General features: G+C 70.4%; 20 protein-coding genes. 17 read left to right on the plus strand and 3 right to left on the minus strand.

From position 1 onward, the window contains the following. The 12 genes from K228_RS0115365 (at position 1) to K228_RS0115420 (ending at position 11,166) form a co-directional block, all read left to right on the plus strand. Entirely contained in the window at positions 1 to 267 is a 267-nt protein-coding gene (locus K228_RS0115365) for an acyl carrier protein (protein ID WP_025619237.1), read from the plus strand. Next, on the plus strand, positions 267 to 506 hold the full coding sequence (locus K228_RS0115370; protein WP_025619238.1) for a hypothetical protein: 240 nt from the start codon (positions 267 to 269) through the stop codon (positions 504 to 506). Before K228_RS0115365 ends, K228_RS0115370 begins: the two co-directional genes overlap by 1 nt. Continuing rightward, positions 499 to 1,578 (plus strand): beta-ketoacyl-[acyl-carrier-protein] synthase family protein, encoded by a 1,080-nt coding sequence (locus K228_RS0115375; RefSeq protein WP_025619239.1) that lies wholly within the window; start codon positions 499 to 501, stop codon positions 1,576 to 1,578. Before K228_RS0115370 ends, K228_RS0115375 begins: the two co-directional genes overlap by 8 nt. Continuing rightward, positions 1,575 to 2,093, plus strand: coding sequence for a beta-ketoacyl synthase chain length factor (locus tag K228_RS0115380; protein ID WP_025619240.1), 519 nt, complete (start codon positions 1,575 to 1,577; stop codon positions 2,091 to 2,093). The genes K228_RS0115375 and K228_RS0115380 overlap by 4 nt, the downstream gene beginning before the upstream one ends. Beyond that, the gene (locus K228_RS0115385) at positions 2,090 to 3,706 is read left to right on the plus strand and encodes a class I adenylate-forming enzyme family protein (RefSeq protein ID WP_025619241.1); all 1,617 of its coding nucleotides are present in this window, start codon (positions 2,090 to 2,092) and stop codon (positions 3,704 to 3,706) included. The genes K228_RS0115380 and K228_RS0115385 overlap by 4 nt, the downstream gene beginning before the upstream one ends. Then, entirely contained in the window at positions 3,703 to 4,947 is a 1,245-nt protein-coding gene (locus tag K228_RS0115390; protein WP_025619242.1) for a beta-ketoacyl-[acyl-carrier-protein] synthase family protein, read from the plus strand. Before K228_RS0115385 ends, K228_RS0115390 begins: the two co-directional genes overlap by 4 nt. Before the next feature lie 67 nt (positions 4,948 to 5,014). Beyond that, the gene (gene hppD, locus K228_RS0115395; protein ID WP_025619243.1) at positions 5,015 to 6,115 is read left to right on the plus strand and encodes a 4-hydroxyphenylpyruvate dioxygenase; all 1,101 of its coding nucleotides are present in this window, start codon (positions 5,015 to 5,017) and stop codon (positions 6,113 to 6,115) included. Then, complete coding sequence (locus K228_RS0115400) at positions 6,112 to 7,041, plus strand: phytanoyl-CoA dioxygenase family protein (RefSeq protein WP_025619244.1); 930 nt, start codon at positions 6,112 to 6,114, stop codon at positions 7,039 to 7,041. The genes hppD and K228_RS0115400 overlap by 4 nt, the downstream gene beginning before the upstream one ends. Before the next feature lie 3 nt (positions 7,042 to 7,044). Beyond that, positions 7,045 to 7,857, plus strand: a complete 813-nt coding sequence (locus K228_RS0115405; RefSeq protein WP_025619245.1) for a DUF3050 domain-containing protein — start codon at positions 7,045 to 7,047, stop codon at positions 7,855 to 7,857. Beyond that, positions 7,854 to 8,825: a thiamine pyrophosphate-dependent dehydrogenase E1 component subunit alpha gene (locus K228_RS0115410; RefSeq protein ID WP_025619246.1), complete on the plus strand. Its 972-nt coding sequence runs from the start codon at positions 7,854 to 7,856 to the stop codon at positions 8,823 to 8,825. Before K228_RS0115405 ends, K228_RS0115410 begins: the two co-directional genes overlap by 4 nt. Then, positions 8,826 to 9,791, plus strand: a complete 966-nt coding sequence (locus K228_RS0115415; protein WP_025619247.1) for an alpha-ketoacid dehydrogenase subunit beta — start codon at positions 8,826 to 8,828, stop codon at positions 9,789 to 9,791. A 4-nt stretch (positions 9,792 to 9,795) separates the two neighbouring features. Then, positions 9,796 to 11,166: an ATP-grasp domain-containing protein gene (locus tag K228_RS0115420; protein ID WP_025619248.1), complete on the plus strand. Its 1,371-nt coding sequence runs from the start codon at positions 9,796 to 9,798 to the stop codon at positions 11,164 to 11,166. A gap of 111 nt (positions 11,167 to 11,277) precedes the next feature. Here the strand turns inward: K228_RS0115420 and K228_RS0115425 are convergent, their stop codons facing one another. The 3 genes from K228_RS0115425 to K228_RS0115435 are packed head-to-tail and all read right to left on the minus strand — an operon-like array spanning position 11,278 to position 14,815. Beyond that, positions 11,278 to 11,982, minus strand: coding sequence for an SGNH/GDSL hydrolase family protein (locus K228_RS0115425; RefSeq protein WP_025619249.1), 705 nt, complete (start codon positions 11,980 to 11,982; stop codon positions 11,278 to 11,280). Between the two features lie 32 nt (positions 11,983 to 12,014). Next, positions 12,015 to 13,253, minus strand: a complete 1,239-nt coding sequence (locus tag K228_RS0115430; RefSeq protein ID WP_025619250.1) for an MFS transporter — start codon at positions 13,251 to 13,253, stop codon at positions 12,015 to 12,017. Next, positions 13,250 to 14,815 (minus strand): class I adenylate-forming enzyme family protein, encoded by a 1,566-nt coding sequence (locus K228_RS0115435; protein WP_025619251.1) that lies wholly within the window; start codon positions 14,813 to 14,815, stop codon positions 13,250 to 13,252. The genes K228_RS0115430 and K228_RS0115435 overlap by 4 nt, the downstream gene beginning before the upstream one ends. A 302-nt stretch (positions 14,816 to 15,117) precedes the next feature. Between K228_RS0115435 and K228_RS0115440 the strand changes: the two genes are divergently transcribed. The 5 genes from K228_RS0115440 to K228_RS0115460 are packed head-to-tail and all read left to right on the plus strand — an operon-like array spanning position 15,118 to position 21,066. Then, on the plus strand, positions 15,118 to 16,389 hold the full coding sequence (locus K228_RS0115440) for an SGNH/GDSL hydrolase family protein (protein ID WP_025619252.1): 1,272 nt from the start codon (positions 15,118 to 15,120) through the stop codon (positions 16,387 to 16,389). Positions 16,390 to 16,448: 59 nt separating this feature from the next. Further along, positions 16,449 to 17,675: a cytochrome P450 gene (locus K228_RS0115445; RefSeq protein ID WP_025619253.1), complete on the plus strand. Its 1,227-nt coding sequence runs from the start codon at positions 16,449 to 16,451 to the stop codon at positions 17,673 to 17,675. Between the two features lie 31 nt (positions 17,676 to 17,706). Continuing rightward, a complete protein-coding gene (locus tag K228_RS0115450) occupies positions 17,707 to 18,648 on the plus strand; it encodes an alpha/beta hydrolase (protein ID WP_025619254.1) in 942 nt (313 codons plus the stop codon). Next, positions 18,641 to 19,750 carry an alpha-hydroxy acid oxidase gene (locus K228_RS0115455; RefSeq protein ID WP_025619255.1) on the plus strand — a complete coding sequence of 370 codons (1,110 nt, stop codon included), beginning with the start codon at positions 18,641 to 18,643 and terminating at the stop codon, positions 19,748 to 19,750. Before K228_RS0115450 ends, K228_RS0115455 begins: the two co-directional genes overlap by 8 nt. Then, positions 19,699 to 21,066, plus strand: a complete 1,368-nt coding sequence (locus tag K228_RS0115460; RefSeq protein WP_029723619.1) for an aminotransferase-like domain-containing protein — start codon at positions 19,699 to 19,701, stop codon at positions 21,064 to 21,066. Before K228_RS0115455 ends, K228_RS0115460 begins: the two co-directional genes overlap by 52 nt. Positions 21,067 to 21,120 lie beyond the last annotated feature (54 nt).

Below are 21,120 nucleotides of genomic sequence, written 5' to 3' on the forward strand. Positions count from 1 at the left end.
ATGAGAGCCGAGGTCCGCGCCTTCGTCATCGAGCAACTCACCGACATGAACTACGACGTGGAGGGAGTCGACGACGACGCCACTCTCGGGCCTGCGGGGGTGGACCTGGAGTCCCTGGCCCTCGCCGACCTGGCTGTCCGGGTCGAGGACCAGTACGGGCTGACGTTCGCCGAGGAGGAGTCGGAGAGGCTGGCTCTGATGACGGTGGGCGAGTTCACCACGATGGTCGCCAACCGGCTTGCCGGGGCGCCGAGCGACCACTCCTGATGGCCGGTCAGCCCGACCTGGGGCGAGGCGACCTGGTGGCCATGCTCGCCCAGCTCACCGACCGACCCACCGACCAGCCCGAGCGGATCGGCTCGATGGAGCTGGCCTGGCTCGTGCACCTGGTCGAGCAGCGCCATGACCGGCGACTCGACCTCACCGACGACCAGCTCGCCGGGATTCGCACCGTTGACGACGCACTGGTGGTCTTCCAGACCGCCCTGGCCGCCGCCGATGGTTGAGCCGGCCGATGTTCTTCTCACCGGTGTCCACGCGACCAGTGCACTCGGTCGGGGTGCCGAGGCACAGCTGGCCGGGGTACTTGCCGGCGTCCCCGCGTTCCGGCCGGTCCACCGGTTCAACACCGGCCCCCGACGGGTCAACGCGGCGGCCACCCTGCCGGATGTCGGTCCGCTCGCCGACGAACTGACCGAGGCGGTGACGGCGGCGTGCCGGTCGGCGGGGCTCACTGCGTCGCACCGCGCTGAGGCGGCGCTGCTGCTCGCGGTGCACGGCGGGAGGTCCGTACCGGCGTTGAGCGCTGGCCTCGCCGCGGCCACCGGCTTCCCGGCCGTGCGCACGTACACCACGGCGTGCGTCTCGGGAACCAACGCGGTCGCGGACGCGGCGGTGCTGCTGCGTCGCGGCGAGGTCGACCGGGCCGTGGTCGCCGCCGGCTACCTGGTCGAGCCCGACCAGTACGCCCTCTTCGACGTCGGCCGGGCGCTGGCCACCGATGCGGCGGCGCGTCCGTTCAGCATCGGGCGGACCGGCCTGCTGCTCGGCGACGGAGTGGCAGCGGTGGTGCTGGAGCGCGCCGACACCGCGCGGCAACCGATCGCCGGCCTGCTCGGCTGGGGGCGGGCGGGTGACGCCTTCCACCCATGCCAGCCGGAACCGAAGGGCCGTGGCCTGGCCCGGGCGATCACCGCCGCGTTGGTCCGTGCCGGCTGTGACCCAGCGGACATCGGTTACGTCAACGCCAACGCCACCGGGTCCGGCCCGGGCGACGCGGCCGAGGCGGCGGCGCTGCGGACCGCGCTGGGTTCGACGGCCGGGCGGGTACCGGTGAGCTCCACCAAAGCTCTGCACGGGCACGCCCTGGAGGCGTCTGGCCTGCTGGAACTGGTGGTGACGGTGCTCGCACTGCAGCGCGGCAAGCTGCCGGCGAACGCCGGCTGGCTCGGACCGGACCCGGACTGCCCACTCGACGTCATCCGGGACGCACCCCAACCGGCGACCACCGGCTACGCGCTCACCCTCAACGCCGCCTTCGGCGGTGCGAGCACCGCCCTGCTGCTGGGTGCGACGTGACCGGCCCGGGTGGACCGACCGTTCGGGCCCAGGCGGCCTGGCCGGAGCCGGGCGACGTAGCGGTGCCACCACTTCCAGGATTCGTCCACTCGGCGTTCAACCCGCTGGTGGTGGCGGTAGCAGATCGATGCCTGCGCCGGGCGTACCAAGCCGCGCCGGTCACCGACGGAGAGCGCACCGCGATCGTGCTGGTCAGCCCGACCGGCGACGAGGCCAGTGCGGCGTACGTGCGGGCCGCGGTGGCCGCTGATCGTCGGCCGGGACCGCTGTTCTTCTTCCAGTCGGTGCCGAACAGTGTGGTCGGCCATCTGGCCGCCCGCTGGGGGCTGGGTGGGCCGGTGGTCTGCCTCGCGCCGACCGGCGACCCGCAGGCGGCCGGGTTCGCCGAGGCCGACCTGTTGCTGTACGACGGCGACGCCGACGCGGTGTTGCTGATCCTGATCGACACGGCACCGGACGACGGTGATGCGGAGTCAGCCGTCGCCGTGCTGCTGGGGGGAGGAGACCGACCATGAGACCCAGGGGAATCCGTGGGCTGCTCGCCGCCGACAGTCACATTGGCGCCGGGAATGTGCTCGAGCGGGTGCTTGCGCACGGCACCGACCCGGACACGCCCTGCCTGACGTTCGACACACCGTTGGACGGGCACCCCGCCGAGACTGCGCTCACGCTGGGACAGCTCGACCGTCGGGTGGCTGCCCGGGCCGCCTGGCTGCACGAACGGGGCATCGGCCCCCGTGACCCGGTGGCGGTCTGGTCCACGGCGGTCGCGGACATGGTGCTGAGCTACCTCGCGCTGACCCGGCTAGGCGCGATCCCGGCGCTGATGAACGGGCAACTGCAGCCGGCCATCGCCGCCGAGTACATCCGGCGGCTGCGTGGGGTGGCGGTGCTCGCCGACGAGGCACACCGCACGCTGCTCGCTGGACACGATCTTGGAGTGCCGGTGCTGGGCACGCCGGCCGAGGCCGGCAGCGGTGACCCGGCCACGGCGCCCGCCCACTACCGGCACCACCCGGACGACCCGATCGTGATCACCCACACCTCCGGCACCACCGGAGTGCCGAAGGCGGTGCTGCACTCGCACGCCAGCCTCTTCGCGGCGACCCGGCACCTGCTGAGCATGCCGCAGGCGCAGGGCACCAGCCGGATCCTGAGTGCCTTGCCCGCCCCCCACACCGCCACCGTGCTCATGGTCAACCAGGTGCTCGGTAACGGCGCGGAGATGCTCCTCCTCTCCGAACAAGGTGGAGAGCGGGTTCTCGACGCCATCCAACGCTGCCGACCGGACGGGGTGTTCGGCTTCTCGGTCACCTGGGCCGAGCTGGCCCGGTGCGACCTGGCCGGGTACGACCTGGAATCGGTGCGGCTGTGGTTCAACACCGGCGACTCGTCGCACGAGCCACACATCCGGCACCTGGTCGCGGTCGGCTCCCGGGACGTGATGACCCGCACGGGGGTCACCCGGGTACCGGGCTCGGTGTTCATCGACGGTCTCGGCTCCTCCGAGATGGGACACTCCATGTTCCACATCACCCACACCCAGGAGACCGACCGGTACGGACGGTGTATCGGCCGGCCGTACCAATTCACGAAGGTCGCCGTGCTGGATGCGGCGGGCGAGCCGGTGCCCACGGGCGAGGCCGGTTGGCTGGGTATCGATTCGCCGTCGCTGTTCCGCGGCTACTGGAACGACTCGGTCACCACCCACCGATACCGTCAGCGCGGCTGGTACCTGACCGGGGACCTGGTCTACGCCGACGCCGACGGCTGGTACTACCACCTGGACCGGGCGGTCGACTCGGTCGACTCAGCCGACGGGAAGCGCTTCTACACCGCGCTCTCCGAGGAGCGGATCCTCGCCGCCTGCCCCGATGTCACCGACTGCACGGTGGTCATGGTGCGCCAGCCGGCCGGTGTCGTCACCGACGTGCTGCTGGAACTGGCCACCGACGCGGACGAGACCACGGACCGCACCGCGGCGGTTCGGGAGGCGCTGGGCGGGGAGGTCGGGGCGACCCTACGGCGGGTGGTGCCGGTCCGCTCCGCCGACATCCCGGTCACGGTGACGGGCAAGGTCCGCAAGGTGGCGCTGCGGGAACGCTACCTGAGCGAGGCGTCCCGATGACCGCGGTCATCACCGGGATGGGCTTGCACACCCCGGTGGGCCGGGGGGTCGAGGCCACCTTTACGGCGCTGTGCACCGGCCGCTCCGGGCTGGTCCGCCCGCCGGCTGACCACCCCGCCGCCGGAAGCCTGGAGGTGGCCGGGGTGCTGCCGGCGATCGACCCGCGGTCGGTGTCGTCCGGTCCGGACACCAAGGTCCTGGACCGAATCGTGCTGCTCGCCCTGCTCACCGCCGCGGATGCCTTCGCCGATGCCGGCCTCGAGGTGGGCCGGGATGTTGCCCCGGAGCGAACGGCGGTCATCGTCGGTGGGGTCGGTGGACTGGCCACCCTGGAGACGCAGGTGCTCACCCGGGCGGCCCGGGGGCGAGCGGGAGTCAGCCCGTACCTGCTCACCGGGGTGCTGCCGAACATGCCGTCGGCCCGGATCGCGATCCGGCACGGCATCCGGGGCTACAGCTCCTCGGTCGGCACCGCCTGCGCCTCTGGTGTCCAGGCGGTCGCCGACGCCGTTCGGCTGATCCGGGCCGGCGAGGCCGACGTGGTGCTCTGCGGGGCCAGCGAGGCGCCGCTCTTCCCGACCTTCGCGGACACCTTCGGCAACGCCCGGGCTCTTGCCCGCGGGTGGGCCGACCCGACCGAGGCCAGCCGACCGTTCGACCTTCGCCGGAACGGGTTCGTACTCGCCGAAGGAGCGGCGCTGTTGGTGCTGGAAAGCGCCGCCCATGCCGCGGCCCGGGGGGTTACCGGGTATGCGGAGATCGCCGGGTACGGCGTGACGACCGACGCCTACCACCCGACCGCACCCCGGCCCGACGGCACCGGCGCGGCGGAGGCCATCCGGCGGGCGCTCACCGGCCGCCGCGGGCCGGTGCCGGTGGCCGAAGTCGGCTACGTCAACGCGCACGGCACCGGGACCAAACTTGGCGACATCGCCGAGACCACGGCACTCACCGAGGTCTTCGGCCCGAACGGGGTACCGGTCAGCTCCACCAAGGCCCTCACCGGTCACCTGCTGGGGGCCTCTGGAGTGCTGGAGACGGCGGCGACCGCCCTGGCACTCGGGCGGGGCCTGCTTCCGCCGACCTGGAACCTCGACGACCCGGACCCGGCGTGCTCGGCTGATCACATCCGTAAGGAGCCCCGGGCCACCGAGACCGGCTATGCGCTGACCAACTCCTTCGGTTTCGGGGGGCAGAACGTGAGTCTGCTGCTCGCGCGGGCCACCCGGCCGCGGACTTGACGGTGCAACTTTCGCGGGCGGAGCGCCCGTACGACCAGCGCGGGGGAACTGTGGGAAAGGCTGGGACATGGACATCCGTGGAATAGACCACATCGAAATCTACGTAGACGACACCCGCCAGGCCGCCGCCTACTTCGGCAACGCGGTGGGGCTACGGCCGCGCGCCCAGGGTGGCCCGGAGAACGGGCTGATCGGTCAGCGGTCGCTGCTGCTGCGGCACGCCGACATCCGGTTGCTGCTCACCTCCGGGCTGACCGCCGATCATCCGGCGGCGGCGTATGTGCGGCGACACGGCGACGGTATCGCTGTGGTCGCCCTGGCGGTGGACGACGCCGCCGAGGCGTACGCCAAGCTGCTCGCCCGGGGCGCGGTCGGTGAGCTTCCGCCGACCACCATCACCAGTGCAGACGCCGAGGTCGTCATCGCCGAGGTGGCGGGGTTCGCCGATGTGCGGCACCGGTTGGTCGAGCGCCGTCGAGGCGGTGGTGACTTCCTGCCGGGCCTGACGGAGTTGCCGCCGGTAGGTGGCGCCGAGGACCTGCTCGCCGAGATTGACCATCTGGCGGTGTGCGTGCCGCCGGGGCAGCTCGCCGAGACGGTTCGCGGCTACCGGGAGGTGTTCGGCTTCGACGAGATCTTCCACGAGTACGTGGAGGTCGACGGCCAGGCGATGAACTCCACCGTGGTGCAGAGCCGGTCCGGGCGGGTGACGTTGGTGCTGCTCGAACCGGACACCGGCCGGCGGGCTGGGCAGATCGACGCCTTCCTCGCCCAGCACTCCGGCGCGGGCGTGCAGCACCTCGGGCTGCGGACCGACGACATCATCGCGGCGATCGGCGCGCTGCGCCAGCGCGGGGTGCGATTCGCGGGCACCCCGGCCGCCTACTACGACGACCTGGAGACCCGAGTCGGCAAGATCGACGGGTCCGTGGAGCAGTTGCGCGAATTCGGGGTGCTGGTTGACCGGGACCACGACGGCCAACTGCTGCAGATCTTCACGGAGTCGATGCACGTGCGCCGCACGCTCTTCCTGGAGCTGATCGAGCGGCGCGGGGCGCGAACCTTCGGCAGCGGCAACATCAAGGCGCTCTACGAGGCCAAGGAGCGGGAACTGGCGGTGGCGGCCTCCGCCGGAGGTCCGGCCGCTACTCAGGAGGTGACGGGATGACCATTACTGATTTCGATTCACGTCTGACCGACGAGGAGATGGCGCTGCTCCCGTCCGACGAGGACGTGGCGTTCTATGCCGAGCACGGTTGGTATCTGTCAAAGAAGTTGCTCACCGACGACGAGGTGGACGCCCTCGCCGCGGCTACCGACCGGTACTACGCCGGTGAGCGGCACCGCCGACTACCGGTACGGCCCCCGAAGCTCGCCTACTGGGAGCCGGCCAAGGGTGCGGTGCAGCGGCACAACGACTATGTCCACCACGAGCACGACGGGCTCGGCGCGATCCTGCGCAAGCGGCTGATCGGGGCGGTCGCCGCCCGACTGGCACAGGCCGACGAAATTCGGATCTTCCAGTCCACGCTGATCCTCAAGCCACCGATTGACGGGGAGCCGTCGAACATCGTGCCCTGGCACTTCGACAAGCACTACTGGGCGTCCTCGTCGTCGGAGCAGATGCTGACCGCCTTCATCCCGTTCCACGACTGCGGGGAGGAGCTGGGCACCATTGTCATGGTCGACGGCTCACACCGGTGGGCCGAGGTCGGTGCCGACGACACCGTGGTGCGGCACTTCGCCGACCGCGACCACGACCAACTCGACGACATGCTGGCCCGCAACGCCGGACACAACGACGCCGAAATCCGGAAGATCCCGATGGTGATCCCGAAGGGTCACATGAGCTTCCACCATTGCCGGACCTACCACGGCAGCGGTGCGAACGTCAGCGGACGGCCCCGTCAAGCGATCTCACTGCACCTGCAGGACGGCGACAACAGCTGGCGGGAGTATCCGCTCACTACCGGCGAAAACGCCGCGTACAACCACGACGTGCTGGTTCGCCGCACCGACGACGGGCGGCCGGACTACGCGGATCCCGAATACTGCCCGGTCATCTGGCGTCACCACGCCAAACAGGGAGGCTGAGTCATGTCACGGTACGACTGGGGAAAGACGCACCCGGGGATCGAGCGGCTGGAAAAGGCGGTGGCCGACAGTCGGGACCGGGTGGTCAAGCACCCGCTCTACGCCAGCCTCGACAACCATGCGGCGCTGGTCACCTTCATGGAGCACCACGTCTTCGCGGTCTGGGACTTCATGTCCCTGCTCAAGTCGCTGCAACGGCAGCTCACCTGCGTGACGGTGCCCTGGATCCCGACCGGGCCGACCGGTAGCCGCCGCCTGATCAACGACATCGTGATGGTGGAGGAGAGCGACGAGCTGGGCGCGGGCTACCTCAGCCACTTCGAGTTGTACGTGCAGGGCATGACCGAGGCCGGCGCCGACACCAAGCCGGTAGAGAAGTTGATCGAGTTGTTGCGCGCCGGCGGCCCGGTTACCGAGTCGTTGGCTGCGGCCGGAGCGCCCGCCCCGTCCGCGGCGTTCGCGAGCACCACCTGGCGGATCATCGAAACCACCCCGGTGCACTGCCAGGCTGCGGCGTTCGCGTTCGGTCGGGAGGATCTGATCCCGGAGATGTTCACCCAGGTTGTCGCGGTCAACCACCAGTCGGGACGGCTGACCCAGTTCGTTGACTACCTGGAGCGACACATCGAGGTCGATGGCGAGCAGCACACGCCCATGGCCATGCAGATGCTTGCCGACCTCTGCGGCGACGACGACATCAAGTGGCAGGAGTGCGCGGATACGGTCAACGCCGCGCTCGTCGCCCGCACCCGGTTGTGGGACGACATCCTCGCCGCGGTCAAGGGGGCCCCGGCAGCGGCAGCGGGGCGGGGGTGAGCGGAGCCGACCCGATCCGGCTCTACCGGACGGTGCGGCTGATCCGCCGGTTCGAGGAGCGGGCGATCGAGCTCGTCCGCTCTGGCGACATCGTCGGCGGCATTCATCCGTACCTGGGCCAGGAGGGGATCGCGGCCGGGGTGTGCGCGGCGCTGCGCCCCGACGACGTGGTCGCCGGCACCCATCGCGGGCACGGGCACGTGCTCGCGAAGGGTGCCGACCCGGGCCGGATGATGGCGGAGCTGTGTGGTCGGGTGACGGGCCTGAACCGAGGCCGGGGCGGGTCGATGCACGCGGCTGACTTCGCCGTAGGGGTCCTCGGCGCCAACGCCATCGTCGGTGCGGGCGGCGCGATCGTAACCGGCGCCGTCTGGGCGCGGCGTCGGCGCGGCGAGGACCTGGTGGGGGTCAGCTTCCTCGGCGACGGCGCGGTCAACGAGGGGATGCTGCTGGAGGCGTTCAACCTGGCCGCAATCTGGCGGGTGCCGGTGCTGTTCGTCTGCGAGAACAACGGCTACGCCACCACCATGCCGGTGGCCGACGCGGTGGCGGGCAGCATCTCGGCACGAGCGGAGGCGTTCGGTATCCGAGCGAGCACGGTGGACGGTCAGGACCCGGCCATCGTGCACGCCGCCACCGCGGCCGCCCTTGGCCGGATGCGCGCCGACGGTGGTCCCGAGTTCCTGGAGGCCCGCACTTTCCGGTTCGACGCCCACCACACCTTCGAACACGCGGTCCGCCTCGACTATCGCTCGCCCGAGGAGGTCGCTCGGGGCCGGTCCCGGGATCCGGTGCAGATCGCCGGCTCCCGACTGCCGGACGCCGAGCGGGCGGCGGTCGACGCCGACGTGGAGGCGGTGCTCGAGGCGGCGGTGGCGCAGGCGCTCGCCGCCCCCGAGCCCGACCCCGCCACCGCGCTGGAGTACCTGTACGCCAGTGGGCTGACCGCCCGTACCGGAGGTGGATAGATGCCACGGCTGTCCTACCGCAAGGCGCTCAACCGGGCGCTCGCCGACGAGTTGGCCCGCGACGAGGAGGTGTTCCTGCTCGGGGAGGACATCCGGGTCGCCGCGTCGGCGGTCACCGCCGGTCTGCTGAAGCGGTTCGGCCCGGAGCGGGTCCGCGACACCCCACTCTCGGAGCAGGCGTTCACCAGCTTCGCCACCGGTGCGGCGTTGGTCGGGGCTCGGCCCGTGGTGGAGTTCCAGATCCCCGCACTGCTGTTTCTGGTCTTCGAGCAGATCGTCAACCACGCGCACAAGTTTCCGTTGATGACCGGCGGACAGTGCGCGGTGCCGGTCACCTACCTGGTGCCCGGGTCCGGGTCGCGTACCGGGTGGGCGGGGCAGCACTCCGACCATCCGTACAGCCTCTTCGTCCATGCCGGGGTGACCACTGTGGTGCCGGCCACCCCGGCGGACGCGTACGGACTGTTGGTGTCGGCGATCCGTTGCGACGACCCGGTGGTGGTGTTCGCCCCGGCCGCGGCGATGGAGCTCCGCGCCGAGGTCAGTGACCCGGCGCCGGTGCCGTTGGGGCGGGGGCGGGTGCATCGAACCGGAGACGATGTCACGGTGGTCGCCGTCGGGCATCTGGTGCACGATGCGCTTGCCGTCGCCGACGAACTGGCCGGCGAGGTGTCGGTGGAGGTCTTCGACCCGCGCACCCTCTACCCGTTCGACTGGGACGGACTGCTCGCCTCGGTGGCCCGGACCGGGCGCCTGGTGGTGGTGGACGACTCCAACCGTTCCTGCGGCATCGCCGGCGAGGTCATCGCCACCGTGGTCGAACAGGTTCGACTGCATGCGCCGCCGCGTCGGGTGACCCGCCCGGACGGTGCGGTGCTGCCGTTCGCCCCGGCCCTGGACCGAGCCGTACAACCGGGCCGTGAGCTGCTGCGGCAGGCCATCGCCCACGTCAGCAAGGATGGATGACCACATGATCGATGTTGACTACCGTTGGCCCTCCGCCGCGCAGGCCTGGCTGGACCTGCCCGCTGACCTCCGCTCCGACCTGGTCTCCGCCGGGGTGGAGTCCTGGCGCGAGATCTTTGACGGCCGGGCTTCATACAACCAGCAGTGGCGGCTGGCTCGACCACCGGTGATGGACCGGGTCTCACTGCGGGTGCTCAACTCCGTCTGCGATCGGCTCGCCCAGCTGATCTTCGAGTCGTGTCGGCGGCGGGCCAGGACGGCAGGGGAGCTGCGCCACCTACTCGGAATGCCGGTGGGGCAGAACCGGCTGCTCGACGAGGCCGAGCCGCTCACGGAGGCGTTGCTGGCCGGGTTCCGCCCGGACGTGCTGCTGAGTGACGGAGTGCCGCGGGTGGTGGAGTACAACATCGACAGTAGCCTCGGCGGGGCACTCGACGCGGACACGACGGTGCGTCGTTTCGCTGATCTCTATCGGCGGCGCGGCCTCGACCGGGTCCGGATGGAACCGGCGCCCTCCGCGGTGGACATGCGGTTCGCGGCGATTCGGGACGGTCTTGGCCTGGCGGCCGGGGCGCGGCTCGCACTGTTGATCGATTTTGACGCCGAGTATCCGGGGCTGGAGGACCCGGCGCGCTTCTACCGGAAGCTGGCACCGGTGGTTGACCGCGCCGCCGCCGTAGCCGGCCTGGATCTGGTCGTTGCACCGGTTTCCGAGGCCACCCGGGACACCGAGGGGCGGCTGGTCATCCGGGGCGCCCCGGTTGACGGGCTGTTCCGGCTCTTCGTACCGAACCGCCTCACGCCAAGCGCCGGGGCAGACGCCCTGGAGACGGCGGTGCGGGCAGGAGCCGTACCGATGTGGGTGTCGGCGGCAGCGTGGCTGCTCGGGAACAAGCAGGTGCTCGCCTGGCTCTGGGCGGACGCTGATGCGTTGCCGACGGCTGACCGGGATCTGATCCACCGGTATGTGCCGCAGACCTGGCTGTTCACTCCGGACCTGGTCGAGCAGGCGGTGGCGGACCGGCACGACCTGGTGGTCAAACCGTCCGGAGGATCCGCCGGGGTGGACGTGCTGATCGGCCGGGAAACCGAGGCGGACACCTGGCGGGAGGCGGTGGGCCGGTTTGCCCGGCAGGGCGGCTTCATTCTGCAACGCTATGTGCGCGCCGACGACGTGCCGGTGGAGTTCGTGCACATGGAGACCGGGGAACTGGTCACCGCGGAGGTGCCGTACAGCATCGCCCCGTATCTCTTCGGCCGTCAGCCGGCGGGCGCCTGTGTGCGGATCGGCTACCCCGGTAGCGCGGGAGTGCTCAACCTGGCCCGCGGCGTGCTCATCTCCGGTCTGCTGGTGACGGACTCGCCGCCGTCCTGACCGGTTGTGCGGGGTCGTTCCCACCGGGAGCCGGCCCCGTCAACGGAGGCCGCTCTGTTAGTGGAGGCGGTTTGTCAGCTGCGGCCGCTCCGGTCGGCGCTGGCCGCCGCGTCAGCGGAGGCTGCTCCGGTCAGTGCTCGTCGTACCGAGATGGTCCGCGAGGCGACGGAGCGTCTCCGCGGCGGCGATGGCGTCGCTGCGGGCACTTCCATGGCGGCCGTCGCTGCTGTAGATGGAGGGGTCGGCGGTCAGCGGGTGGTCGGTCAGGTGCACGTGGACCGTGCCCATACGGTTGGCCACCGCACGGGTGTGTTCGGCCAGCCGGCGCAGGCGTAGACCGAGGCCGGCGCGGCGCGCCTCGGGCACGGCGGGGCTATGCGACACGTCGAACATTCCCACCGTGATGACCGTCGCCCCGGCCTGCTGTAGTGCCTCGATCATCCGGGCGATCTCGGCGTCCACCGCAGCGGCGTCGTAGCTGGGCCGGAACGCGTCGTTGCCGCCGCAGACGACCAGGGCGAGATCCGGCTCGAACTCCAGTGCCGGGCCGAGCTGGCTGGCCCGGACCTGGTAGGCCCGCAGGCCGCGCAACCCGAGATTGCGGTAGGCGACTTCCGGTGCTCGGGCGCGCAGCTCGGCCGCGATCCGGTCGGCCAACTGCACATCCGGATAGCCGTCGACCGGCTCGCAGAGCCCTTCCGCGACGCTGTCGCCCAGCACCACGAAGCGTCGCCATGGATGCCCCTGGAGCAGGGCCTGGCTCTCCTGCGCCCGCAGACAGTAAGGGTCGGTGGCTTCGCTGTGCATCGTTGCCATGTTCGGACGTTAGCGCAGGAGACGCCGGGGCGCTAAGCGGAGATCGGTCCTTGGCCGGAGGTGTCGGCCAACGGCGTCTCCGTCCGCAGCCGGCGCAGGACGGCGGCGAGGGGAACAGCGGTGGCGGTGAAGATGAACAGGGCCGCGGTCAGCAGTGCGGACTCGAGGCCGAGGGTGGTGACGGAAGCGCCACCGAGTAGCGCACCCAGGGGTAGGCCGGCGAAGGCAAGCGCACCGGCCAGCCCGATCACCCGGGACTGGAGCTCGGCCGGGGGACGCTCGTAGAGCGCGACCCCGAGCAGTGGGTTGACCACGGCGATGCCGACTCCGGAAACGAAGGTCACCACGACCACCACCGTGAGGTTGTCGCTGAGGGCCAGGACCAGCAGGCGGGGTGGGCCACTGACGGCGGCGCCGATCGCGAAGGTCAGGTCCCGGCGAAGCCGCGAGCCGAAGCTGGTGAACAGCACGTTGCCCAGCAGGGATCCGGCGGTGAAGGCACCGAGCACCAGCCCCAGCCCGGCTGGGTTGCCTAACACGTCTGCCACCCAGAGTGGGATGTAGACCGCGATACTCGCGTTTACCACCATATTCAGGGCCGAGATCACCAGCAGCATGGTGAGCACCGTCCGGTCCTGCCGGAGATACCGGAGGCCGCCGACGAGCGCCCGCGAATAGCGTTCCGGCGTCGAACTGGTCGGCCTACCGGTGCTGCGACGCACCAGGGCGGAAATCAGAAGCGCACAGACCGCGAAGCTCGCCGCGTCAACGAGAATCGCCAGGGTGGCTCCGAGCCACCAGATGAGCAGGCCACCGACGCTCGCCCCGAGTAGGGTCGTCAGCCGGGACAGCCCGTCGTAGATCGAGGTGAGCCGGATCAGCCGGACCCCGGCAGCTTCCGCGGCCGGGCGGAACATCACGTGCTTGACCCGGTCGCCGACTCCGCGCAGCGTGCCCACCAGGGCCACCAGGATCAGCAGCGCGCCGAAGCCGAGCCACGGGGTGAGCGCCACCGCCACCATCAGCGCGGCGCTACCCAGGTCGGCGACGATCGAGGTGCGGCGCAGACCGATCCGGTCGGCCAGCGGGGGGCCGAGGCCGCTGGAGAGTAGGTAGGGCAGGGTCTCGGCGGCGGCGACCAACCCCATCTTCGCCGGGCTACCGGTTGTCTCCAGCACCAGCCAGGGAATGGCGAGGATCGAGATTCGGCTACCGAGGTTGGACAGCAGGTCGGCGCCGACGAGCGCGACCAGTTCTCGCCGTGGGGTCACGCGCGATGGCCGATCGACGCCTCCGGGTGCTCGACGGCCGACGGGTGGCTGGCCGCAAATCCTGCCCGCAGGGCACGTTTGTCGACCTTGTTGGCGCGATTCAGGGGCAGTGCGGCGACAAACTCCACCCCGCCGGGTGCCCAGGTGTCGCTGAGCGCTGCGGTCACCACGTCGATCAGCTCCGCGCCGGTCACCGTCGCACCTGGCTTGAGTACCACGTAGGCGTACGGCAGCTCGCCGGCCACCTCGTCGGGCACGCCGATCACCGCCGCCGCCCGGACATCGGGATGTCCCGCCAGCGCGTCCTCGATCGGCCGGGAGTAGATCGGCCAGCTACGCCGACGGGTGAGGATCCGGTCCTGCAACCGGTCAACCAGGTACAGGTAGCCATCCACGTCGAGGTGGCCGACATCTCGGGTACGTATCCAACCGTCGACCAGAGTGTCTGCCGTCAGGTCGGCGTTGCCGTGGTAGCCGACGAAGCGGAGCGCCGTCTGCACCCATACCTCTCCGTCCACATCGGGCGGCAGTGCCGTCCCGTCCGGATCACGGATCTCGACTCGCACGTCGCCGTACGGCTGCCCGCAGGAGCGCAGGCGCTCCGGGTGCGCCGGGTCCTCGGTCAGGCCCGGCTGCGCGGTGACCACCACCGCCTCACTGAGCCCGTACACGATGCGCAGCACCGGACCGAAACGGGTGATCGCCTGGCGCAGCCGGGCGGGTGCGGCGGGACCGGCGCCCACGTTGAACATGAACATCGAGGAGAAGTCGACCCCGGGTAGGGCGGGGTGATCGAGGACCTCGTAGAGCATCGGCGGGGTCAGGAAGGTGGAGGTGATCCGCTCGGCCGGCACGGTCTGGATGAACTCCGCCGCGTCCCAACCCTCCCGGGGAAACAGCACGCCGCCGGTGAAGAGGTTGAACAGGGTGGTGATCTGGCCGCTGGCCAGCCACATGGGGGAGTAGGACAGGTGCCGCAGCAGCGGCATTCCGGCGGTGCGGAAGCCGGCGGCCAGGGCGAGGACCTGGGCGTAGAAGCTCTCCTGGTGCTGCACCAGCTTCGGGGTGCCGGTGGTGCCGGAGGTCTGCAGGAGAGACTCCGCTGCGGGCACCGGGATGGGCAGGTCGGCGACGTCCGGTGCGGGGACCAGGTCCACGCCGAGGCGGAGCACCGGCCGGTCAATCAGCCCCGTGGCCAACTCTGCCCCAATGTTGGCCGGGTCGCGGGCGTCGTAGAGCAGGGCGTCGGGCCGGGCGAGTTCGACGAACTCCCCGATCTCCCGACGGGACGTCACCGGAGCGATCCACATCGTCCGGCAGCCAAGCAGGTGCAGCGCGAGCTGAAGCAGCGGGCCCTCGACCGGATTCCCGAGCGACACCAGCACCGCGGCACCGGGTCGGATTCCATGGTGGAGCAGCGTCGTGGCGAATCCGCGTACCTGGGTATGCACGTCGGCGTAGGTGAGTCGTCGCGCACCGGCAACGATTGCCGCACGGTCACCAAACTCGGCAAAGAGTGCCAATGCCTGGTGCACGTAGCCCGGCTGCGGTCGGTCGGCCATCCGGACGCCCCCATCCATGGCAGCGATGTGCCCAGGGTGGGTTCCCGGGGCACGGTGCGGGCCGCGGGCGACCGCGCCACCACCTGTGAGCCTAGGGCAGACAACGGAAATGAACACGAGCCGAAGGGGGCCTTCGACCAGGCCAGCAGGACACGTGATCACGTCGATCAGGTTGATTGACGCCTCCGCGCGACGGCGGATACGTTCCGCAGCACGCCCAGTTGAGCCCCGGCAGTGGCCGGGCCGGACGCTGGGCTGCCAACAATGGAGGTTCAATGTCGACCCCGAGGAAATGGCATTTCGTGGCGGCTGCCGCGGCGCTGCTTATGGTGGGTACGCCCAGCGTGGTGGCGAACGCGGAGTCGGCCGCCGAAGTAGCAAGGCACGGCAAGAAGACCTGGTCCGCGAGTTGGGCGACCGCGGTGGCCGGGGGAAATTCGGGCGGCCCGACCAACACGGGCTTTGAGAATCAGACGATCCGGAACATCGTGCACACCACCGTGGGTGGGTCGGCGGTACGGGTCCGATTCAGCAACATGTACGGCGAGAAGGACATCCAGATCGGCCGGGCGACAATCGCTCGGCCGGACGAGACGACTCCCGATGATCTGTCCGACATCGACCCGAGTACGCTGCGGGAGCTCACGTTCGGTGGGTCAACCTCGGCGACGATGAACCAGGGCGCCGAGCTGATCAGCGACCCGATCGACTTCCCGATCGGTGACCAGCAGGACCTGGTGATCTCGGTCTACTACCCGGTCCTGACCGGCCTGGTGACCTTCCACGGCCAGTCCCGCCAGACGAGCTTCATCGGCGACGATGATGTCACCTCGGATTCGGGTGCCGGCCTGAGAAGGCTCTCGGACTGCTGCTGGTTGTTCCTGTCCGGTGTCGATGTAGAGCGCCGCAAGAGCCCCGGCTCAGTGGTGGTCTTCGGTGACTCGATCGCCGACGGTATCGGCAACACGGTCAACGCCAACAAGCGCTGGCCGGATCTGCTGGCCGACCGGTTTATCGACGCCCGCCCGGATTCCCGGACCCCGGCCGTGCTCAACATGAGCCTCGCCGGGAACCGGCTCAACCACGAGGGTCCGGAGCCGGGAGCAGGCGGCTTCCCCGGCTACAACGAGTTGGGGCCGAACGCGCTCGCCCGGCTCGACGAGGACATCTTCGCCCAGAACGATGCCCAAGCCGTTATCACGCACCTGGGTATCAACGACATCTGGATGTCCGACGACTCCGCCGAGGCGATCATTCATTCGCTCCGGCAGATCAACCAGCAGGTCAAGGCACGTGGCCTGCGCAGCCTGGTGGGCACGTTGACGCCTTACGAGGGTCACGGCGAGCCGGGTGTGTGGACGCCGGAGAAGGAAGAAACCCGGCAGACGGTGAACGAGTACCTGCGTACCAGCAAGGAGTTCGACGGAGTCGTTGACTTCGATCGGGTGCTGCGTGACCCGGAGCAGCCCAGCCGGTTGCTGCCGGCGTACGACTCGGGCGACCATATTCACCCGAACGACGCCGGTAGCGAGGCAATGGCCGGCGCGGTGTCGTTGCGCCTGCTCGGTCTGTGACATCGGTTCGGGCGGCGGAGAAGTCCGTCGCCCGAACCGCCCTATCGTGAGGAGGTGCCGTGCTGGATGTCGAAGGGCTGCTAGCCCGTCTCTACAGCGCGCAGGGCCGGCAGGATCCCTATCCCGTCTACGCCGACCTCCATGCGCAGGGAGCGATCGCCGCCCTGGCGCCGCGACCGGAGCGTCAGCGGGTCGCTGCGGTGGCGGTCGGCTATGACCTGGTCGCTGCGGTGCTGCGGGACCCGGAGTGGTTCAAGCAGCCGCCACCGGACTGGACGGAACAGGAGATACTCCGGACCCTCCAGTCGTCGATGATGTTCATCAACCCTCCCGATCATGGCCGGATGCGGCACGTGTTCGCCGGCACCTTCACACCGCGTCGGCTCGGTGCCCTGGAACCGGTGATCAACCGCGTGACCGACGAACTGCTGGACCGGATGGCCGATGTTGGGCCGGGTGAGGTGGACTTCGTCGCCGAGTTCGCGTACCCGCTGCCAGCTCGGGTGATGGCCGAGTTCATCGGGATTCCCGCGACCGAGTTGGCCTGGTACCGGGAGCGGGTGGACCGGATCGACGCGTTCCTGGACGTGGCCGGCAAGACACCGGAGCGGCTGGCAGCGGCGAACGCCGCCGGGGCCGAACTGCGCGCCTTCTACGGCGAACTGCTCGCGCGTCGTCGTCGAACACCGGGCGATGATTTGATCAGCGGGCTGGTGGAGGCGGTCGACGCGGGTGGTGTCGAGTTGACCGAGGATGAGTTGATCAGCAACCTGGTCGTGCTCTTCAATGCCAGCTTCGTCACCACCGTCTACCTGCTCAGCAATGGCCTGCCGGTGCTGCTGGCGCATCCGGAGTTGGCGGCTGCGCTGGCCAACGACCCGGAGCTGGCCGCTGGTGCCGTTGACGAGATTCTGCGGCTGCAGACGCCGGTGCATCTGCTGGCCCGCGCCGCGCCCCGGGACACGGTGCTCGGCGGAGTGCCGATCCCTCAGGGCCAGAACGTTCTGCTGCTGATCGCCGCCGCCAACCGGGACCCGGCCCATTTCCCAGAACCGGACCGGTTCGATCCCCGGCGGCGGGGTCCGTCGTCGCTGGCGTTCGGTCTCGGCCTGCACTACTGCCTTGGCGCTGCGGTCTCCCGGCTGGAGGGCCGGCTGGCGCTGCCCCGGCTGCTGTCCCGCTTCCCGCGGCTGCGAATTCTGGAGCAGCCGGTGTACAGCGGCAGCCTCTTCCTGCGTGGAATCGACAAACTCTCGGTCAGCCCGGGGGGAAGGGAGCATCCGTGAGTGAGCGACCAATCGGTACGGGGTGGTGGCCGTGAGCCTGCATCCTGAGGCGGAGACGTACCGGGCGAACCGCGCGGCGGCCAGCACCCCACCGCTGTACACGCAGACCCTCGCCGAGGCCCGTGCGGCCGACCTCGCCGCGATCCGGGCCGGCTCCGGCCCGGTCGAGCCGGTCCACGAGGTACGCGACGCGTGCGTCCCCGGACCGGCCGGTGACATACCGGTCCGGATATATCGCCCCGCCGAGACCGGGCCGCTGCCGACACTGCTCTACTTCTTCGGCGGTGGGTGGACGCTGGGCAGCATCGACACCGCGGACGGGGTCTGCCGGCGACTGGCCAATGCGGTGCCCTGCCAGGTGATCACTGTCGGCTATCGGCTGGCTCCCGAGCACCCGTTCCCGGCGGCCGTGCACGACTGCCACGCTGCCCTGCGCCACATCGCGGCGCATCCAGCGGACTTCGACGCGGACCCGCAGCGGCTCGCGGTGGGCGGGGACAGCGCGGGTGGCAACCTGGCCGCCGCGGTCACACTGCTGGCCCAGAAGGACGGTCCCGGACTGATAGCGCAGTTGTTGGTCTACCCGAACACCGACCAGACGATCGAGCCGCCCGGTGGCGAGGATCCGCTGCTGTTCAACCGCCGCTCGGTCGCCTGGTATCGGTCCCACTACCTGGCCGACCCGACCGACGCCCAGCACCCACTCGCGTCGCCGCTACTCGCCGACGACCTGACCGGTCTGCCGCCGGCGTTCGTGGTCACCGCCGAGCACGACCCGCTCTGTGCCGAGGGCGAACGGTACGCCGACCGGCTCCGCGTCGCCGGCGTGCAGACCGTCCTCACCCGGTACGCGGGCATGGTCCACGGCTTCTTCACCATGCCCGGCGTCTTCGCTGCGGGGCAGGAGGCTCAGGCCGCGGCCGCGACCTTCCTGCGCCGCCGCCTCCGTCGGACACCGGCCGACGATGGCTGAGCCGCCGGTCGCGCAGCCCGGCGAACCGCCGGTGGCGCTCTCCGACTTCGCCGACCTCGCCCGCGCGGTACTACCGCCGGAGGTGTGGGACTTCGTGGCCGGTGGCAGCGGCGCGGAGACGACGCTGGCTGCGAATCGACGAGACCTGGACCGGACCGGCGTGTTGCCCCGCGTGCTGTGCGGTTCGCCGACGCCGTCGACCGAGGCCCGGCTGTTGGGGGCCGTCCATGCGCTGCCGGTGGCGGTCGCGCCGATGGCGTATCAGCGCCTGTTGCACCCCGACGGGGAGGTGGCCCTTGCCGCGGCGGCCGGCGCGGCTGGCATCCCGTATGTGGCCAGCACGCTCGGCAGCGTCCCGATCGAACAGGTCGCGCGAGCCGGTGGCGACGTGTGGTTCCAGCTGTACTGGCTGCGGGACCGGGGGCTCGTGGCCGACCTGCTGGACCGGGCTGAGGCGGCCGGCTGCACCGCGCTGATGCTCACCGTGGACGTGCCAATTCTCGGCCGTCGGCTGCGGGACCTGCGCAACTCGTTCGCCATTCCCGCGGATGTGGTCGCCGCGAATCTACCCACCGGCCGGGACAACCTCGCCCACACGGCGGCCCCGGGCGTGTCCGCGGTGGCCGCGCACACCGGTGCGGTCTTCGCGCCGGCCGTGAGCTGGGATGACCTGGAGTGGCTGCGGGAGCGGACCGCGGTCCCGCTGATTGTCAAAGGGGTGCTCGATCCGGGTGATGCCGTCCGCGCGGTGGCGGCCGGAGCGGACGCGGTGGTGGTCTCCAACCACGGGGGCCGCCAGCTTGACGGCGCACCGGCCACCGCGACCGCCCTGCCGGCGGTCGTTGACGCGGTGGGCGACCGCTGTGAGGTGTTGTTGGACAGCGGTGTTCGCGGCGGAACGGACGTGCTGCGGGCCCTTGCCCTCGGCGCGCAGGGTGTCCTGGTGGGTCGCCCGCTGCTCTGGGCGTTGGCGGCCGGTGGCCGCACCGGTGCCGAGAAGGCCCTGTCGCTGCTGGCTGAGGAGTTTCGGGACGCGCTCACGTTGGCGGGGTGCGCCGACGTGGCGGCGGCACGGCACCTGCGGACGACGACGGTGCAGTGATCGTGGAACTACACCTGGCCGACCTGCATCCGGCGCTCGAGGATCCGGCTCTGAACTCGATGAACTTCCTCAACGAGGTGGCGCAGGACTACCCGGACGCGGTGTCGCTTGCCGCGGGCCGGCCGTATGAGGAGTTCTTCGAGTTTTCGGCGCTGCACCGGTACCTGGATCTCTTTCGGCAGCACCTGGTCGATGACCTTGGGCAGGACCCGGTGCAGGTGCATCGCACCCTGTTCCAGTACGGGCGGACCAAAGGGATCGTGCACCACCTGGTCGCCCGGAACCTCGCCGTGGACGAGGGGATCACGGTCGACCCGGAGGCGATCGTGGTCACCGTCGGGTGCCAGGAGGCGATGTTCCTGGTGCTACGGGCGCTGCGCGCCGATCCTCGGGACGTCCTGCTGGCGGCGGCGCCGACCTATGTGGGGCTCACCGGCGCAGCGCGGCTGCTGGACCTTCCGGTTCGCCCGGTGGCGACGACGGACTCCGGGGTGGACCTGGCGGACCTGCGTGCTCAGGTGCATCGGGCCCGGGCCGAGGGGCTGCGTCCGCGTGCCTGCTATCTGATGCCAGACTTTGCCAATCCGTCGGGTACCAGCCTTTCGTTGGCCGACCGGCGGGCGCTGCTGGACCTGGCCGCCGAGGAAGAGTTGCTGCTGCTCGAGGACAACCCCTACGGACTCTTCCCGGCCACGGAGAGCCGGCGGCTGCCCACGTTGAAGGCCTTGGACACCGATCGTCGGGTGGTCTATCTGGGGTCGTTCGCCAAGACGGTGCTACCCGGCGCACGGGTTGGTTACGTGGTGGCCGACCAGCCGGTGGTGGATGCCGACGGGGGGAAGGGCCTCCTCGCCGACCAGCTGGCCAAGGTCAAGAGCATGGTCTCGGTGAACACCTCGCCGGTGGCCCAGGCGGTGGTCGGTGGTGTGCTCCTCGCCCACGATTGCAGCCTGGTGACGGCCACGGTCCGGCAGCGCGCCGTCTACGCCGACAACCTGCGTCACCTGGTTCACGGCTTGGCTCGTCGGTTCCCGGCCGGCTCGTCAGTAGGTTGGACAGTGCCCGCCGGCGGGTTCTTCGTGGTGGTCACGGTGCCGTTTCCGGTGGACGACGCGCTGCTGCACCGCTCCGCCCGGGAGTACGGGGTGCTGTGGACCCCGATGGCGCACTTCTACGGCGACGGTGCGCCGGTGTACGCGCTGCGGTTGTCGGTCAGCGCGGTCACCCGGGACGACATCGACCGCGGGCTGGATCGGCTCGCCGCGCTCGTCGCGGGCGAGGTGACGCGGCGGGACTCGGGACCAGGGGCGCGCTGACTCTTCGCGTCCATCGAATGTCAAGGAGTGACCACCCCCTTATGTGCGGTCCTC

The sequence above is a fragment of the Salinispora cortesiana genome (assembly GCF_000484695.1).
GTDB classification, from domain to species: Bacteria; Actinomycetota; Actinomycetes; order Mycobacteriales; family Micromonosporaceae; genus Micromonospora; species Micromonospora cortesiana.

Bases quoted from the DNA above. Each gene is read 5' to 3' on its own strand.
- K228_RS0115375 (WP_025619239.1), top strand. From the start codon at position 499: ATGGTTGAGCCGGCCGATGTTCTTCTCACCGGTGTCCACGCGACCAGT.
- K228_RS0115365 (WP_025619237.1), top strand. From the start codon at position 1: ATGAGAGCCGAGGTCCGCGCCTTCGTCATCGAGCAACTCACCGACATG.
- K228_RS0115390 (WP_025619242.1), top strand. From the start codon at position 3,703: ATGACCGCGGTCATCACCGGGATGGGCTTGCACACCCCGGTGGGCCGG.
- hppD (WP_025619243.1), top strand. From the start codon at position 5,015: ATGGACATCCGTGGAATAGACCACATCGAAATCTACGTAGACGACACC.
- K228_RS0115405 (WP_025619245.1), top strand. From the start codon at position 7,045: ATGTCACGGTACGACTGGGGAAAGACGCACCCGGGGATCGAGCGGCTG.
- K228_RS0115370 (WP_025619238.1), top strand. From the start codon at position 267: ATGGCCGGTCAGCCCGACCTGGGGCGAGGCGACCTGGTGGCCATGCTC.
- K228_RS0115435 (WP_025619251.1), bottom strand. From the start codon at position 14,815: ATGGCCGACCGACCGCAGCCGGGCTACGTGCACCAGGCATTGGCACTC.
- K228_RS0115385 (WP_025619241.1), top strand. From the start codon at position 2,090: ATGAGACCCAGGGGAATCCGTGGGCTGCTCGCCGCCGACAGTCACATT.
- K228_RS0115415 (WP_025619247.1), top strand. From the start codon at position 8,826: ATGCCACGGCTGTCCTACCGCAAGGCGCTCAACCGGGCGCTCGCCGAC.
- K228_RS0115400 (WP_025619244.1), top strand. From the start codon at position 6,112: ATGACCATTACTGATTTCGATTCACGTCTGACCGACGAGGAGATGGCG.
- K228_RS0115425 (WP_025619249.1), bottom strand. From the start codon at position 11,982: ATGGCAACGATGCACAGCGAAGCCACCGACCCTTACTGTCTGCGGGCG.
- K228_RS0115420 (WP_025619248.1), top strand. From the start codon at position 9,796: ATGATCGATGTTGACTACCGTTGGCCCTCCGCCGCGCAGGCCTGGCTG.
- K228_RS0115455 (WP_025619255.1), top strand. From the start codon at position 18,641: ATGGCTGAGCCGCCGGTCGCGCAGCCCGGCGAACCGCCGGTGGCGCTC.